This is a genomic window from Burkholderia mayonis (assembly GCF_001523745.2).
GTDB classification, from domain to species: domain Bacteria; phylum Pseudomonadota; class Gammaproteobacteria; order Burkholderiales; family Burkholderiaceae; genus Burkholderia; species Burkholderia mayonis.
In genome coordinates, this window is record NZ_CP013386.1 from 1,534,307 (window position 1) to 1,548,902 (window position 14,596).

At 66.8% G+C, this 14,596-nt stretch carries 14 protein-coding genes and 1 pseudogene; 9 read left to right on the plus strand and 6 right to left on the minus strand.

Going from position 1 to position 14,596, the window contains the following annotated elements; all coding sequences use genetic code 11:
* Window positions 1-29 precede the first annotated feature (29 nt).
* On the minus strand, window positions 30-476 hold the full coding sequence (gene smpB / locus WS70_RS07635) for an SsrA-binding protein SmpB (protein ID WP_059470506.1): 447 nt from the start codon (window positions 474-476) through the stop codon (window positions 30-32).
* 97 nt (window positions 477-573) lie between these two features.
* Here smpB and WS70_RS07640 point away from each other — a divergent pair, with 97 nt between their 5' ends.
* Together WS70_RS07640 and WS70_RS07645 are read left to right on the plus strand one after the other, a co-directional pair.
* Window positions 574-1,011 carry a type II toxin-antitoxin system RatA family toxin gene (locus WS70_RS07640; protein WP_059470507.1) on the plus strand — a complete coding sequence of 146 codons (438 nt, stop codon included), beginning with the start codon at window positions 574-576 and terminating at the stop codon, window positions 1,009-1,011.
* 5 nt (window positions 1,012-1,016) lie between these two features.
* On the plus strand, window positions 1,017-1,340 hold the full coding sequence (locus WS70_RS07645; RefSeq protein ID WP_059470555.1) for an RnfH family protein: 324 nt from the start codon (window positions 1,017-1,019) through the stop codon (window positions 1,338-1,340).
* Window positions 1,341-1,382: 42 nt separating this feature from the next.
* Here the strand turns inward: WS70_RS07645 and WS70_RS07650 are convergent, their stop codons facing one another.
* The 3 genes from WS70_RS07650 to WS70_RS07660 all read right to left on the minus strand — a co-directional run bounded on the left by WS70_RS07650 (window position 1,383) and on the right by WS70_RS07660 (window position 4,565).
* On the minus strand, window positions 1,383-2,354 hold the full coding sequence (locus WS70_RS07650; RefSeq protein ID WP_059470508.1) for a DMT family transporter: 972 nt from the start codon (window positions 2,352-2,354) through the stop codon (window positions 1,383-1,385).
* Between the two features lie 270 nt (window positions 2,355-2,624).
* On the minus strand, window positions 2,625-3,311 hold the full coding sequence (locus WS70_RS07655; protein ID WP_059470509.1) for a Vgb family protein: 687 nt from the start codon (window positions 3,309-3,311) through the stop codon (window positions 2,625-2,627).
* Window positions 3,312-3,344: 33 nt separating this feature from the next.
* On the minus strand, window positions 3,345-4,565 hold the full coding sequence (locus WS70_RS07660) for a hypothetical protein (protein ID WP_059597124.1): 1,221 nt from the start codon (window positions 4,563-4,565) through the stop codon (window positions 3,345-3,347).
* Between the two features lie 130 nt (window positions 4,566-4,695).
* On the opposite strand from WS70_RS07660, the gene WS70_RS07665 reads away from it, so the two are divergent.
* The 5 genes from WS70_RS07665 to guaA all read left to right on the plus strand — a co-directional run bounded on the left by WS70_RS07665 (window position 4,696) and on the right by guaA (window position 10,645).
* Entirely contained in the window at window positions 4,696-5,460 is a 765-nt protein-coding gene (locus WS70_RS07665) for a DUF899 domain-containing protein (RefSeq protein WP_059470511.1), read from the plus strand.
* 94 nt (window positions 5,461-5,554) lie between these two features.
* Window positions 5,555-6,304 carry a DUF2182 domain-containing protein gene (locus WS70_RS07670; protein ID WP_059597147.1) on the plus strand — a complete coding sequence of 250 codons (750 nt, stop codon included), beginning with the start codon at window positions 5,555-5,557 and terminating at the stop codon, window positions 6,302-6,304.
* Window positions 6,305-6,774: 470 nt separating this feature from the next.
* The gene (guaB, locus tag WS70_RS07680) at window positions 6,775-8,235 is read left to right on the plus strand and encodes an IMP dehydrogenase (RefSeq protein ID WP_059470512.1); all 1,461 of its coding nucleotides are present in this window, start codon (window positions 6,775-6,777) and stop codon (window positions 8,233-8,235) included.
* 6 nt (window positions 8,236-8,241) lie between these two features.
* Window positions 8,242-8,898 carry a hypothetical protein gene (locus WS70_RS07685; RefSeq protein WP_059597123.1) on the plus strand — a complete coding sequence of 219 codons (657 nt, stop codon included), beginning with the start codon at window positions 8,242-8,244 and terminating at the stop codon, window positions 8,896-8,898.
* A gap of 127 nt (window positions 8,899-9,025) precedes the next feature.
* Window positions 9,026-10,645, plus strand: a complete 1,620-nt coding sequence (gene guaA / locus WS70_RS07690; protein ID WP_059597122.1) for a glutamine-hydrolyzing GMP synthase — start codon at window positions 9,026-9,028, stop codon at window positions 10,643-10,645.
* 80 nt (window positions 10,646-10,725) lie between these two features.
* Here the strand turns inward: guaA and WS70_RS31390 are convergent, their stop codons facing one another.
* Window positions 10,726-10,953 (minus strand): hypothetical protein, encoded by a 228-nt coding sequence (locus tag WS70_RS31390; protein WP_156438037.1) that lies wholly within the window; start codon window positions 10,951-10,953, stop codon window positions 10,726-10,728.
* Here WS70_RS31390 and WS70_RS07695 point away from each other — a divergent pair.
* Window positions 10,946-11,511: pseudogene (locus tag WS70_RS07695) on the plus strand (tyrosine-type recombinase/integrase); the annotation flags it as partial. The gene WS70_RS31390 and the pseudogene WS70_RS07695 overlap by 8 nt on opposite strands.
* Here WS70_RS07695 and WS70_RS33575 read toward each other — a convergent pair.
* Window positions 11,457-11,807, minus strand: coding sequence for a type IV toxin-antitoxin system AbiEi family antitoxin domain-containing protein (locus tag WS70_RS33575; protein WP_082722228.1), 351 nt, complete (start codon window positions 11,805-11,807; stop codon window positions 11,457-11,459). The pseudogene WS70_RS07695 and the gene WS70_RS33575 overlap by 55 nt on opposite strands.
* Before the next feature lie 255 nt (window positions 11,808-12,062).
* Between WS70_RS33575 and WS70_RS07710 the strand changes: the two genes are divergently transcribed.
* Window positions 12,063-14,540 carry a DEAD/DEAH box helicase gene (locus WS70_RS07710; RefSeq protein ID WP_059597121.1) on the plus strand — a complete coding sequence of 826 codons (2,478 nt, stop codon included), beginning with the start codon at window positions 12,063-12,065 and terminating at the stop codon, window positions 14,538-14,540.
* The last annotated feature ends 56 nt before the right edge of the window (window positions 14,541-14,596 follow it).

The window sequence follows — 14,596 nt, forward strand, 5'->3', positions numbered from 1 at the left end:
GCTGACGGCGTGCGGCAAAGCGCCGCGCGTTATGTTGCAGAACGCATGATTCGCGCTTTCTCGCGTTCCCAATCGCGCTTCTTTTCGGTTTCGCGCTTGTCGTGGAGCTTCTTGCCTTTCGCGAGACCGATCTCGCATTTCACGCGACCGCCCTTGTAGTGGAAGTTCAGCGGCACGAGCGTATAGCCGCGCTGCTCGACCTTGCCGATCAGTTTCTTGATTTCGTCGCGGTGCAGCAGCAGCTTGCGGGTGCGGACCGGATCGGGCTTGATGTGCGTCGAGGCTTCGGGCAGCGGGCTGATGTGCGTGCCGATCAGGTAGATCTCCGCGTTCTTCACGACGACGTAGCCTTCCTTGATCTGTCCGCGCCCGGCGCGCAGCGCCTTGACCTCCCACCCCTCGAGCACGAGCCCCGCTTCGTAGCGTTCTTCGATGTGGTAATCGAAGAACGCTTTTCTATTGTCGATGATGCTCATGAAGGGAAATGGCCAACTCGTTTAAAATCACAATTTTAGCAAAGCGGGGCGGCGTTGGCCCGGCTTGCTCGTTTACCTTTGCGATGCCGCGCGATTTATGGCAGATGTCCAGAAAACCGTATTGATCCGCCACTCGGCGGAACAGATGTTCGACCTCGTCACCGACGTGGCCGATTACCCGAACTTCCTGCCGTGGTGCGGCGGCGTCGAGATTCGCCGTCGCGACGAAACCGGGATGGAGGCGCGGATCGACATCAACTTCAAGGGCATCAGGCAGCATTTCGCGACCCGCAACACGCAGCAGCGCCCGACCCGGATCGACATGGAGTTTACCGATGGGCCGTTTCGCAAGTTTACCGGCTACTGGCGCTTCACGCCGCTGCGCGCGGACGCGTGCAAGATCGAATTTGCGCTGCACTACGAGTTCTCGAGCGTGATCCTCGAGAAGATCATCGGGCCCGTATTCACGCACATCGCGAACACGTTCGTCGAATCGTTCGTGAAGCGCGCCGACCAGCGCTACGGCAAGGGGTGATGCACATGCCGAAGGTCCAGGTCTGCTATGCGCTGCCGGAGCGGCAGACGCTCGTCGCCGTCGACGTGCCGGCTGGCGCGACCGTGCGCGACGCGATCGACGCGAGCGGCGTGCTCGCGCTTTATCCGGACATCGACCTCGCGAAGCTCAAGACGGGCATCTTCGGCAAGCTCGCGGCGCTCGACGCGGCCGTCGCCGACGGCGATCGCGTCGAGATCTACCGTCCGCTCATCGTCGATCCGAAGGTCGCGCGGCAGCGCCGCGTCGACAAGACCCGCCGCGAGGGCTCGATCGAAGGCCGCAAGTGGCTGCCGAAGGATTCGCGCTGAGCGGCGCGGGCCGCGCACGATTCATCCGACGAAACGCCGCGCTCAGTGCGCGCCGAGGTTCGCGTTGAGCGGATCGTCGGCCGCGCGCTTGTCGCCACCGTGCCGGCGCACCGATCCGTACACGCCAGCAAGCAGCAGCACGAGCGCCGCGATCTCGAGCGCGCGCGGCAGCCGATGATCGAAGACGAAGCCGTACAGCAGCGCGAACACGGTTTCGAACACGATCAACTGGCCCGACAGCGTGAGCGGCAGCCGCTTCGACGCCGCGTTCCACAGCCCGTTGCCGAGCCACGACGCGCCGATCGCGAGGCCGAGATTCAGCAGCCAGAACAACTGCCAGCGCGACGCGGGCAGCGCCGGCTGCAGCGTGCCTGCCGGGAGCGCGGCGATGCCGATCCAGCACAGCCCGCCGATCAGGCCCGTGACGACGCCCCACAGCACCGACCATTCGTTGCCGTCGAACCGGTGATGGCGCTGCAGGTAGCGGGCGTTCGCGACCGCGTACCACGTCCAGCTCGCGAGCGCGGCCGTCGCGCACGCGATGCCGACGAGCTTCTGGGCGAGCGTCGTCGCATGCGCGGCCTCGGACGTGAACAGATCGACGTTGATGCATGCGATGCCGGCGACGACGAGCGCGAGCGGGCCCGCGAGCCGCTTGAGCGGCACCGCGCCGTGATCGCCGAGGCCGGCGAGCGTGACCGTGACGGGCAGTACGCCGACGATCAGCGAGCTGGGCGCGATGCCGATCAGGTGCACCGCGCTCGACAGCAGCATGTAGTAGGCGACGTTGCCGACGAGCGCGAGCTTGACGAGCGCGACGAGATCTTCGCGCGTGAGGCGCGCGGCGAGCGAGCGGGCGGCCGGCAACGCGGCCGCGAGCGACACGAGGCCGTACATCGCATAGCGGCCGACGCTCAGCAACAACGGCGAGAAGTCGGTCAGAACCCGCGGCACGAGAAACACCATGCCCCATAGGGCGCCTGCCAACACTCCGTACGCTACACCGCGCTGCATCGCGTTCTCCGACCGTTTATTTCACTGACGAGCGCGCATCTTAGCGACGTACGGCGGCGTTTGTCTTGTTCATTCCTGCACTGGGTCGGAAAGGGGCGCGGGCGGCGGCAAATGCACGGCCGGCACGCGCGTCGAGCTTGTTCGGCAGGGCGGGTGCTCGTTTCGTATCGATGCTGCGGCGCCGTCGTTCGACGGCGGGCGGCGCGGAGCGTCTTCGCGTCCTCGCGCAACGCGCCGCGGGTCCTTTCGGCGGGCGCGGGCCGCCCGCGGCTACTCGTCGGAGGAACCGGCTGCGCGCCCGATGCCGTCTTGTGCCGCGGCGCTTCGCGCGGGGCGGCGGACGGTTCTCACTTTCCCGCTGTTTCCGCCGCCGCAGAAGAACCGGTCGCCGCCGTCGGACTCGAGCCCCGACACGCCGACGCCGGCCGGCATCGCGAGCGCCTCCAGCACGTCGCCCGTCCGGGGATCGATGCGGCGCAATTCGCTCTCGTCGCTTTCCCAGGTGCCGTGCCAGAGTTCGCCGTCGACCCACGTGACGCCGGTGACGAAGCGATTCGACTCGATCGTCCGAAGAATCGCGCCCGTTTCGGGATCGACCTGACGGATCTTGCGGTCGCGATACTGTCCGACCCACAGCGTGCCCTCGGCCCACGCGAGCCCGGAGTCCGCGCCGCCGCCGGGCGCCGGGATGGTCGACAGCACGCGGCCCGTGTCCGGGTCGATCTTGTGGATGCGGTTCTCGGCGATCTGATACAGATGTCGGCCGTCATAGGCGGTTCCCGCGTGCGCGGCGATGTCGATCGACCGCAGTGTCGTCCCGCTCGCCGGATCGAGCGCGTTCAGCTTGTCGCCCGAGGCGAACCATACTTGCCGGCCGTCGTACGTGACGCCGTGCACGCCGTCGACGCCCGGAAACGGGCCGTATTCCTGAATGATGTCGGCTGCGGTTCGTTTCATGTCTTCGTCTCCCGGTGGCTCGATGGTGCCATCCTAATCGCCCGGCAGCGGGGCCGGGAGTAACAAGGTCGTCGCGAATCCGGGGACGGGCGGGCTCGTCCAGCGCCGCGCGCGCCCGCGGCCGAACGACTGCGCCTTGCCCGCGGTCGAGAGCGCGTCGAGCGAGCGCTGCACGGTGCGCTGGCTCGCGCCGAGCGCGAGCGCCAGCGCCGAGCTCGACCACGACTCGCCGTCGGCGAGGAGGGCGAGCACCGCCGCATGCGCGTCCTCGACCGGGCGCGCGAGCACGGCCACGTCGCGTGCGTGGCGCGGCGTCAGCGCGAAACCGCGCTTCGTCGCGTGGATATCGACAAGCGTTCCGAGCATCGCGCGCAGCCGCCCGATTTCGACGCGCAGGCGCGCGCGATGCGATTCGTCGGCATGCTTCGCGCGAAACGCACGCGCGACGAGCGCGTCGCGCGGCACGTCGTCCGGCCACGCTTCGCCGAGCGCGCGCGCAAGGGCGAACAGCACCGGGCGCTTCGCGAGCGAGACCGTCGTGTGCGCGTCGCGCACGACGTGGCGGCACGCATCGACGACGAGCGATTCCGACGCGCGCCATGCTTCGACGTCGTCGAGCCGCAGCAGCCGTTCTTGGCTGCGCGCGATCAGGCGCGCCGCAGGCGCGTCGAGGATGCGGGACGCGTGTTCGACTTCGGCCGTCAGCGCGGGGATGCCGGCCGCGCGCGCGGCGCGTTCGGCGCGCGCGAGCGACGCGCGTGCGGTCTGCGTCCGGAGGCGCCGCAGCGCGATCCCCGCGACGATCAGCTCGTGCGCGGCCTGCAATGCGGGCGGGAGCGCGTCGGGGTCGAGCGCGGCGAGCGCGCGCTCGGCTTCGTCGAGGCGGCCGATCAGCAGCAGGCGCCGCACTTCGAGATATCGCGCATGCGCGGCGTTGATGCGGTCGCCGTGCGCTTCGAGCGTCGTGCGCGCGGCGTCGAGCGCCTTTTCGGGCCAGCCGAGTTCGCGCGACGCGAGCGCGATCTCGGCCTCGGCGACGACGCATCGCGCGCGGGCGACGGCTTCCTTCGCGCCGAACGCGCGCGCGGCGCGCCTCACGAGCGCCTTCGCGCGGACGAAATCGCCGAGCTGCGCCATCGCGATGCCGCGCAGCGCGAGCGCGGGCGCGTCGTCGCGCAGCGCGACCCGGTTCAGCGCGCCGAGCGGATCACCTGCCGCGAGCGCGCGCGCCGCGGCGGTGATCAGCGAGTCCATCGGAATCCCGCCACACTTGTCACTCCCACCGTTCGAAACCCGGCACTAATCTACCACCACGATCACGCAACCCGCGCGCGGGATCGGAGATCGAGCGACCGGCGTGCGACACGGAAAGGAGGGACGGGCGATGGCGACACATATGACCGGGACGCGCGAAGAATGGCTCGCTGCGCGGCTCGAACTGCTCGATGCGGAGAAAGCGCACACGCGGCGCGGCGACGAGCTCGCGCGGCGACGTCAGGCGCTGCCTTGGGTGCGCGTCGACAAGGCGTATCGATTCGAGATGGACGAAGGAAGCGCGTCGCTCGCGGACCTTTTCCGCGGCCGCTCGCAACTGCTCGTCTACCACTTCATGTTCGGGCCCGACTACACGGCGGGATGCCCGTCGTGCTCGGCGATCGCGGACGGCTTCGACGGCTTCGTCGTTCATCTCGCGCATCACGACGCCACGCTGTCGGCGGTGTCGCGCGCGCCGCTCGCGAAGCTGCAGACGTACAGGAAGCGGATGGGATGGACGTTTCCGTGGGCATCGTCGCTCGACAGCGATTTCAACTACGACTTCAACGTGTCGTTCACCGACGCGCAGCAGCGCGACGGGAGCGTCGAATACAACTACCGGCGCAGCGGCCATGCGATGGACTTGACGTCCGCGCCTGCACCCGTCGCCGAGTTCGCTGCCGCTTGCGGGACCGACGCACGTACGTACGTACGCGATCGGCCGGGCATGAGCGCGTTCGTGCTCGAGGACGGTGTCGTCTATCACACGTATTCGACGTACGCGCGCGGGCTCGATGGGCTCTGGGGCATGTACCAGTGGCTCGATCGCGCGCCGAAGGGGCGCAACGAAACGGGCGTCTGGTGGCGCCGCCATGACGAGTACGGCGGGCGCTGAGCCTGCGCGCGGCCGGCGCCGGCGCGGCCACGAACGCGGGATCGCGCTGCATGCGATTTCCGCGCGCGGTGCGCGGGGAGCCCTTGGGGGCGCGTTGGCGCTCGTCTTCGCGGCCGGTGCCGCGGTGGCGGTCGCATGGCTTGCGTCGATGCCCGCGATGGGCGAGATGCCGATGCCGGGCGGCTGGACGATGTCGGCGGTGTGGACGCGGATGTGCGGGCGGACGTGGGCCGGCGCGGCGGCGTCGTTCGTCGGCATGTGGATCGCGATGATGACGGCGATGATGCTGCCGTCGGTCGCGCCGATGCTGTGGCGCTGCGCGCGGGCGGCCGGCTGGATGCGCGAAGCGCGCGCCTGGCCGCGGGCCGCGTCGGTCGCGGCCGGGTATGGCTTCGTGTGGACCGCGGCGGGCATCGTCGTCTACGCGATCGGCGCCGCATTGGCGGCGGTCGTGATGCGCGCGCCGGCGCTTTCGCGCGCCGTTCCGGTCGCGGCCGGTGCGGTCGTGCTGAGCGCCGGTGCGTTTCAGTTCACCGCGTGGAAGGCCCGCCATCTGGCGTGCTGTCGCGCGGCGCCGGGGCGCTGCGGCGCGTTGCCTGAGCGCGTCGGCGCGGCGTGGCGACAGGGTGCGCGTTTTGGTTTTCACTGCTGCTGCAGCAGCGCGGGTCTCACCGCGAGCCTGCTCGTCATCGGGATCATGGATTTGCGTGCGATGGCCGCCGTGACGGCTGCCATCGCCGTCGAACGTCTCGCGCCGGCCGGCGAGCGTGCTGCGCGAGCCGCCGGGAGCGTCATCGTCGGGGCGGGGGTGATCTTGATTGCGCGAGCGGTCGGGATCGGATGACGCCATGCGATGTGGGCGGCGCCGGGCGAGGGCGGGCAGGGCGCTTGCGCGGCGCGTTGCCGGCGGGGCTGACGCGGACGAGGCTCGGGAGTCGGCAGAGGTTGCGGGGGCAACGGGGCAACGGGGCGCGGAGGCTGCAAGGACTAGGACTGCAGGACCACCGAGTCATCGGGCCACACGACGGGCTTGCGAGCGCCCGGCAACAGCATGGCGAGGACGCGCCGCCCGCCCGCCGACACGGACACTCGCGCCGCATCGCGCGCCGCCCGCCGTGCCGCTGTCCCCGCGTGGCCGGGCCCGGCGCGAACGGACGCGCGCCCGCGCGAAACGAAACCGGATCGAAAAGGACTCGAACCGGGATCCGAACGATTCGGGGCCCCAACTGCCCGAAAACGCCTAAGCTGTTGTTCGTGTTGTGAAAATTAACCGAGCTTCGCGTATAATTCGCTTTTGCGCCTATAGGATTTGCCATGCGTCTGATCCAAAAAGCACTCACGTTCGATGACGTGCTCCTCGTCCCGGCGTTCTCCGACGTTCTGCCGCGCGACACCAGCCTCAAGACCCAACTGACCCGCAACATCTCCCTGAACATGCCGCTCGTGTCCGCCGCGATGGACACGGTCACCGAAGGTCGCCTCGCGATCGCGATGGCGCAGCAAGGCGGCGTCGGCATCGTCCACAAGAATCTCACCCCCGTCGAGCAGGCCCGCGAAGTCGCGAAGGTCAAGCGCTTCGAATCCGGCGTCGTGCGCGATCCGATCACGGTTCCGCCGAGCATGAAGGTGCGCGACGTGATCGCGCTGTCGCGCCAGCATGGCATCTCGGGCTTTCCGGTTGTCGAGGGGCCGAAGCTCGTCGGCATCGTGACGAACCGCGACCTGCGCTTCGAAACCCGCCTCGACGAGCCGGTCAAGTCGATCATGACGCCGCGCGAGCGCCTCGTGACGGTCGCCGAAGGCACGCCGCTCGCGGACGCGAAGGCGCTGATGCACAGCCACCGCCTCGAGCGCGTGCTCGTCGTCAACGCGGCGTTCGAGCTGCGCGGCCTGATGACGGTCAAGGACATCACGAAGCAGACCGAGCACCCGGAAGCATGCAAGGACGAACACGGCAAGCTGCGCGTCGGCGCGGCGGTCGGCGTCGGTCCGGACAACGAAGAGCGCGTCGAGCTGCTCGTGCAGGCGGGCGTCGACGTGATCGTCGTCGACACCGCGCACGGCCACAGCAAGGGCGTGCTCGAGCGTGTGCGCTGGGTCAAGCAGAATTTCCCGAAGGTCGAGGTGATCGGCGGCAACATCGCGACGGCATCCGCCGCGAAGGCGCTCGTCGAATACGGCGCGGATGCGGTGAAGGTCGGCATCGGCCCGGGCTCGATCTGCACGACGCGGATCGTCGCGGGCGTCGGCGTGCCGCAGATCAGCGCGATCGCGAATGTGTCGGACGCGCTGCGCGGCACGGGCGTGCCGTGCGTCGCCGACGGCGGCGTCCGCTTCTCGGGCGACGTGTCGAAGGCGCTCGCCGCCGGCGCGAACGCCGTGATGATGGGCAGCATGTTCGCCGGCACCGAAGAAGCGCCGGGCGACGTGTTCCTGTATCAGGGCCGCCAGTACAAGTCGTACCGCGGCATGGGTTCCGTCGGCGCGATGAAGGACGGCGCGGCGGACCGCTACTTCCAGGACAACTCCGCGAACATCGACAAGCTTGTGCCGGAGGGCATCGAAGGCCGCGTCGCGTACAAGGGCTCGGTCAACGCGATCATCTTCCAACTGATCGGCGGCGTGCGCGCGAGCATGGGCTACTGCGGCTGCAAGACGATCGCCGAGCTGCACGACAAGGCCGAATTCGTCCAGATCACCGCAGCCGGCATGCGCGAGTCGCACGTGCACGACGTGCAGATCACGAAGGAAGCCCCCAACTATCACGTGGACTGATCGCCGATGAAACCGTTGCTGCGCGCCGTTCTTCTCATCGATGCCGTACTGCTTGCCGGCTTCGGCCTCCTGTTCGTGCTGACGCCGTGGAAAGCGCTGTACGACGCGCTGCAACTCGTCACCGTCGATCCCGCGATGGTCGGGCAGGCGTTCGGCATCGCGCTCCTCGGGCTCGCGTGGCTGTCGATGCACGCGGCCTTCAACGGCGATCTGACCGCGGGCGTCGCGCGCGCGGTCGGGCACGTGAACTGGCTGACGGGCGTCGTGACGCTCGTCTGGCTGCTCGCGATCCGTTCGCCGCAGTTGTCGGCGTTCGGGCAATTCGTGTCGGTGGTCGCGGGCGCCGTGCTGCTCGTGATCGGTTTCGGCGGCGTGCGGCTCGCGGCCGTGGTGCGGCGGCGCGAGAAGGCGCAGGCGGCCGATGCGCGCGTCGCGTCGAAGCGCGCCGCGGAACCGGCCGTGACGCCGTCCGCCGCCGCGCGAATCGAGCCGAGCGTGTCGCGCGCAGGCGTTGCGACCGGAGCGACGAGCGCCGCATCGGCAACGGGCGCGAGCGCGCCGCCGCCGGCGGGAGCGGGCGCGGCGAGCGCGGTGTCGGCCGAGCGCGCAGGCGCCGTGACGAGCGACGTCGGCGACGCGGCGCGACCGCCGTCGCAACCGTGAGCGGCCCGGTCCTCCCGACTGTCAGGCCGCCGCGCTTCGCGGCCGCACGATCGCCCGAATACGTATTCGATGCAGCGCCTTGGGCGCTGCTTTTGTTATTCCATTGTTCTTTTTCCCGTCCGCTGCCATGCACGACAAAATCCTGATTCTCGACTTCGGTTCGCAAGTCACCCAACTGATCGCGCGGCGCGTCCGCGAAGCGCACGTCTACTGCGAGATCCACCCGAACGACGTCACCGACGACTTCGTCCGCGAATTCGCACCGAAGGGCGTGATCCTGTCCGGCAGCCACGCGAGCACCTATGAGGACCAGCAGCTTCGCGCGCCGCAGGCGGTGTGGGACCTTGGCGTGCCGGTGCTCGGCATTTGCTACGGGATGCAGACGATGGCCGTGCAGCTCGGCGGCAAGGTCGAGTGGAGCGACCATCGCGAATTCGGCTACGCGGAAGTGCGCGCGCAGGGCCACACGCGCCTCCTCGACGGCATCCGGGATTTCACGACGCCGGAAGGCCACGGGATGCTGAAGGTGTGGATGAGCCACGGCGACAAGGTCGCCGAGCTGCCGCCCGGCTTCGCGCTGATGGCGTCGACGCCGAGTTGCCCGATCGCCGGCATGGCCGACGAGGCGCGCGGCTACTACGCAGTGCAGTTCCACCCGGAAGTCACGCACACGCTGCAGGGCCGCAAACTGCTCGAGCGCTTCGTGCTCGACATCGCGGGCGCCGCGCCCGACTGGATCATGCGCGATCACATCGAGGAGGCGGTCGCGCGCATTCGTGAACAGGTCGGCGACGAGGAAGTGATCCTCGGCCTGTCGGGCGGCGTCGATTCGAGCGTCGCGGCCGCGCTGATCCACCGCGCGATCGGCGATCAGCTGACCTGCGTGTTCGTCGATCATGGCCTGTTGCGCCTGGACGAAGGCAAGATGGTGCTCGATATGTTCGAAGGCCGTCTGCATGCGAAGGTCGTGCACGTCGACGCGTCCGAGCAGTTCCTCGGCCATCTCGCGGGCGTCACCGATCCGGAGGCCAAGCGCAAGATCATCGGCCGCGAGTTCGTCGAGGTATTCCAGGCCGAGGCCAAGAAACTGACGAACGCGAAATGGCTCGCGCAAGGGACGATCTACCCGGACGTGATCGAATCGGGCGGCGCGAAGACGAAGAAGGCGACGACGATCAAGAGCCACCACAACGTCGGCGGCCTGCCGGAGACGCTCGGCCTGAAGCTGCTCGAGCCGCTGCGCGACCTGTTCAAGGATGAGGTGCGCGAACTGGGCGTCGCGCTCGGCTTGCCGGCGGAGATGGTGTATCGCCATCCGTTCCCGGGCCCGGGCCTCGGCGTGCGGATCCTCGGCGAAGTGAAGCGCGACTATGCGGAACTGCTGCGCCGCGCCGACGCGATCTTCATCGAAGAACTCCGCGCGACGAGCGCGACCGGGCAGGATGCGGCGGCGGGCCTCTGCGAGCCGTCGCAGGTCGGCAAGAGCTGGTACGACCTGACGAGCCAGGCGTTCGCGGTGTTCCTGCCGGTGAAATCGGTCGGCGTGATGGGCGACGGCCGCACGTACGACTACGTGACCGCGCTGCGCGCCGTGCAGACCACCGACTTCATGACCGCGCATTGGGCGCATCTGCCGTATGCGCTGCTCGGCCGCGTGTCGAATCGGATCATCAATGAAGTGCGCGGAATCAACCGGGTCGTGTACGACGTGTCGGGCAAGCCGCCGGCGACAATCGAGTGGGAGTGAAATTAGATCCTTCGGGAACTATCGCTAGCTATTGAAAAACTAACGTAACGTATTGATTTGTAAAAAATGCGTCGCGATGGCTATCGGTGGCTATCGCCGGCCAACAGAACAAGTTGGCGGTAGAGCTGGCGGTAAGAACCGACGGCCGGATTAAGACCCTCCCGATCACTATCCAGACCAAAGCCGTCTTTGACGGTAAAAGTCTTCTCGGGAAAGCTGGTTTTATGCGGCTTTCCGAGCATCAGCAGGTCTCCTGACCCCTGACGGTAAAAGCCGTTGCGAAGCGGAGAAAAAACCTCGATGCTCACCGACACTGCACTGCGTAACCTCAAGCCTAAGTCCAAGACTTACAAGGCTTTTGACCGAGACGGAATGTATGTGACGGTATCGCCCGTCGGTACCGTCACCTTCCGCTACGATTACCGTCTCAACGGCCGCCGCGAGACGTTGACCATCGGCCGCTACGGGCCGGCTGGCGTCTCGTTGGCCTTGGCCCGCGAAAAGCTGATCGACGCCAAGAAGACCGTCACCCAGGGCCAGTCCCCCGCGCTGGAGAAGCAACGCGAGAAGCGCCGGCTGACCGCCGCCAAGACCTTCGGCGACATGACTGAGAAATGGCTGGCCGGGGCTCGGATGGCCGACAGCACGAAGGCGATGCGCAAGAGCATCGTCGATCGGGACATCCTTCGGCCTTCCAGAACCGGCAGCTCAACGAAATCACCGCCGATGACTTGCACGCTCTCTGCAACAAAGTGAAGGCCCGCGGTGCGCCCGCCACCGCGGTACACATCCGCGACATCGTGAAGCAGGTCTATGCCTTCGCCATCCTGCACGGCGAGAAGGTGGACAACCCCTCCGAAGACGTGTGAGCTTGCCCGAAAAAAATGGATCCCTTGCTGAGTGTGTAAAGCCCACGCAAGGAGGAAGGAAAGATGGGTAATCCGCTGCGCTCGCCTTTGCATCGGATCGCCTGAGGTCGCAAGAACGTCGGGGAGTTACCGATTACGACGCCACGGACGACGCGTTCCAGCTTGCCCGCCGCAACGAGCCGGCTGAGTACCATGGTCGGCAGGCCTTGTTTGACCAGATCGCGGGCGCGCAGCAACGGTTGGCGATCGATCGGCACAGCCTTCTGGGGGAAGTCGGTGAATGAGCCAGTCATATTCGCTGTACAACGAATCCTGCCGTCGCCAGGCGGAGGACCGAATCTGTGGCGATGGAGGACGGGGCCCGGGTATACTGTGAGCGCTCTCCGTTCTACCGAGCCGGTAGGTAATCAAGGACGCGTTACGGACTCCGGTGGCGGATCCAGCCGTTGGGCGGATTGATCTGGAGCTGTCCGCGTGGGAGGCAATCCGAAACCCGCTGGACTTCGCGTTGATAGAGTGGGTCGGTCGCGCGAACATCACACCAAGTCATGACCAGCAAACGCTCTTCCACCAAGTCACATCGATCCCCGAAGCTTTCCCGCACCCACGCCCCCGATCACATGTCGCCCGCCGACTGGCAGCGCGCCTTGCGTCGGAAATTCGGGCAAGAACAGACGTTCTCGCTGGAGAATCTCGGGACGGAGACGTATTTCTCGGAATTCCGCGTCGGCAATCCGGCGTCGAACTCCAGCTATCGCGTGTCGATTCGTGGAGCCCGCCCGGGCGACAACTTCTGCGCCTGTGCCGATTACGCCACCAACGAACTCGGCACCTGCAAGCACATTGAATTCGCCTTGTCGCGACTACTGCGCAAGCGCGGCGCAAAGGCGGCCTTCGCCCGTGGTTATCAGCCCGCATTCTCGGAGCTGTATTTACGCAACGAGGGAGGGCGAGCGGTCCATTTTCGCGCCGGCACGGATTGTCCGGCAAAGGTGGCCAAAGCGGCTGCCGCTTTGTTCGACGAGTCTCGGCGATGGCATTTGCCGGAGGACCGTTTCGAAGATCTCGGGCGCTTTCTTTCCAGTGTGGCGAAGGCCGGGCACGAATTGCGCGCCCACGACGACGCTCTCGATTTCATCGCCGGCCGTAACGACGCGGCGCGCCGTGCCATGATGCTCGATGGGCAGTTTCCGCAAGGAGCGGCGACGCCCTCGCTGAGGAAGCTGCTCAAGGTGCCGCTCTACCCTTACCAGGCCGAAGGCGCATTGTTCGCCGTGCGTGCCGGGCGCGCCTTGATCGGCGACGAAATGGGCCTCGGCAAGACGGTGCAGGCCGTCGCGGCGGCGGAAATCCTGATCCGGCATTTTGGCGTGTCGAAAGTGCTGGTGATTTGCCCGACTTCGCTCAAGTATCAGTGGCAGAGCGAAATCATGCGGTTCTCCGGCCGCGCATCGAGGGTGATCACGGGCGGCCTTGCCCAGAGGCGGGGCGAATATGCGGGCCAGGATCTCTACAAGATCACCAACTATGAGAAGCTGAAATCGGACCTCGACATGATTTCCGCGTGGGCGCCGGAACTGATCATCGTCGACGAGGCGCAGCGTATCAAGAACTGGAACACCATTGCGGCGAAAGCTCTCAAGCGAATCGACAGCCCCTATGCCGCCGTGCTAACGGGTACGCCTCTCGAGAACAAGCTGGAGGAACTCGTTTCCATCGTTCAGTTCGTCGACCAGCACCGTCTCGGGCCCACGTGGAAGCTGCTGCACGAACATCAGGTCAAGGACGAGGCGGGACGCGTGACGGGATACACGGGCCTCGACGAGATCGGCCAGACCCTGGCGCCGATCATGATACGGCGCCGCAAGTCCGAGGTGCTGCTGCAGTTGCCCGGGCGCACCGACCAGAATCTGCTGGTGCCGATGACCGAGATGCAGATGGCGTATCACATGGAAAACGCGGACATCGTGGCCAAGATCGTCCGGCGCTGGCGTAATACGAGGTTTCTGTCAGATCAAGACCAGAGGCGCCTCACCTGTGCTTTGCAGAACATGCGCATGTCGTGCAACAGCACCTATCTGCTGGACCAGGAAACCGATCATGGCGTGAAGGCCGACGAGCTGGTGACGCTGTTCGAGTCGCTTTTCACGCAGCCGGACGAGAAAGTCGTGGTGTTCAGTCAATGGACGCGCACGCATGAGATCGTCATTCGCCGGCTCGAGAAGCTCGGTATCGGTTACGTCAGCTTCCATGGCGGCGTGCCGTCGGAAAATCGGCCCGCGCTGGTGCAGCGCTTTCGGGACGATTCGGACTGTCGGGTGTTTCTGTCGACGGACGCAGGCAGCACAGGGCTCAACCTTCAGCACGCGTCGACGCTCGTGAACATGGATCTGCCGTGGAACCCGGCGGTGCTGGAGCAGCGCATCGCGCGCATCTATCGGTTGGGCCAGAAAAAGCCGGTACGAGTCGTCAATTACGTCGCGAAGGGAACGATCGAGGAGGGCATGCTGTCGGTGCTCGCTTTCAAGCGCTCGCTGGCGAAGGGCATCCTCGACGGCGGCGCCAGCGAAATTCTGCTCGGCGGGTCGCGCCTGACCCGTTTCATGAAGGACGTCGAAAATGTCACGGGGCGCATGGGGGAGAGCGGGGTCATGGCCGCGGCAGAGGAAGCTGCGAGCGGCGCCGCCGTGTCTGGCATCGTGGCGCGTGACGCGAGCGTCGTGGAAACCGAGCTCGCCGGTGCCGGAGAGCGGCCTCAAGCTTCGACCGTCGATACTGCACAACGAGGCGCGTCCTTCGAGCCGTGGTCAGGGTTGCTGCAGTTCGGCGCGGTGCTGGCGTCGGCGTTGAGTGAGCCAGGTGATGGCGCGGTTGCCGCACACCCGTGGGTCGAGCGCGATGCCGTGACGGGCGAGCGAAGTCTCAGGTTGCCGCTGCCATCGGCCGAGACGGCAAGACGGCTGACCGAGATGCTGTCGACGATCTCGGATGCTTTGCTCAACGGCAGCGCAAACCGAAGTCGCTGAACCTGGGAGTTGGGGGCAGGTATCGTCGAGGCGGCTTCTTCGGGGCGCATTCGAGT

Coding starts and splice junctions, on each gene's coding strand:
- smpB (WP_059470506.1), bottom strand. CDS start 476: ATGAGCATCATCGACAATAGAAAAGCGTTCTTCGATTACCACATCGAA.
- WS70_RS07640 (WP_059470507.1), top strand. CDS start 574: ATGGCAGATGTCCAGAAAACCGTATTGATCCGCCACTCGGCGGAACAG.
- WS70_RS07645 (WP_059470555.1), top strand. CDS start 1,017: ATGCCGAAGGTCCAGGTCTGCTATGCGCTGCCGGAGCGGCAGACGCTC.
- WS70_RS07650 (WP_059470508.1), bottom strand. CDS start 2,354: ATGCAGCGCGGTGTAGCGTACGGAGTGTTGGCAGGCGCCCTATGGGGC.
- WS70_RS07655 (WP_059470509.1), bottom strand. CDS start 3,311: ATGAAACGAACCGCAGCCGACATCATTCAGGAATACGGCCCGTTTCCG.
- WS70_RS07660 (WP_059597124.1), bottom strand. CDS start 4,565: ATGGACTCGCTGATCACCGCCGCGGCGCGCGCGCTCGCGGCAGGTGAT.
- WS70_RS07665 (WP_059470511.1), top strand. CDS start 4,696: ATGGCGACACATATGACCGGGACGCGCGAAGAATGGCTCGCTGCGCGG.
- guaB (WP_059470512.1), top strand. CDS start 6,775: ATGCGTCTGATCCAAAAAGCACTCACGTTCGATGACGTGCTCCTCGTC.
- WS70_RS07685 (WP_059597123.1), top strand. CDS start 8,242: ATGAAACCGTTGCTGCGCGCCGTTCTTCTCATCGATGCCGTACTGCTT.
- guaA (WP_059597122.1), top strand. CDS start 9,026: ATGCACGACAAAATCCTGATTCTCGACTTCGGTTCGCAAGTCACCCAA.
- WS70_RS33575 (WP_082722228.1), bottom strand. CDS start 11,807: ATGACTGGCTCATTCACCGACTTCCCCCAGAAGGCTGTGCCGATCGAT.
- WS70_RS07710 (WP_059597121.1), top strand. CDS start 12,063: ATGACCAGCAAACGCTCTTCCACCAAGTCACATCGATCCCCGAAGCTT.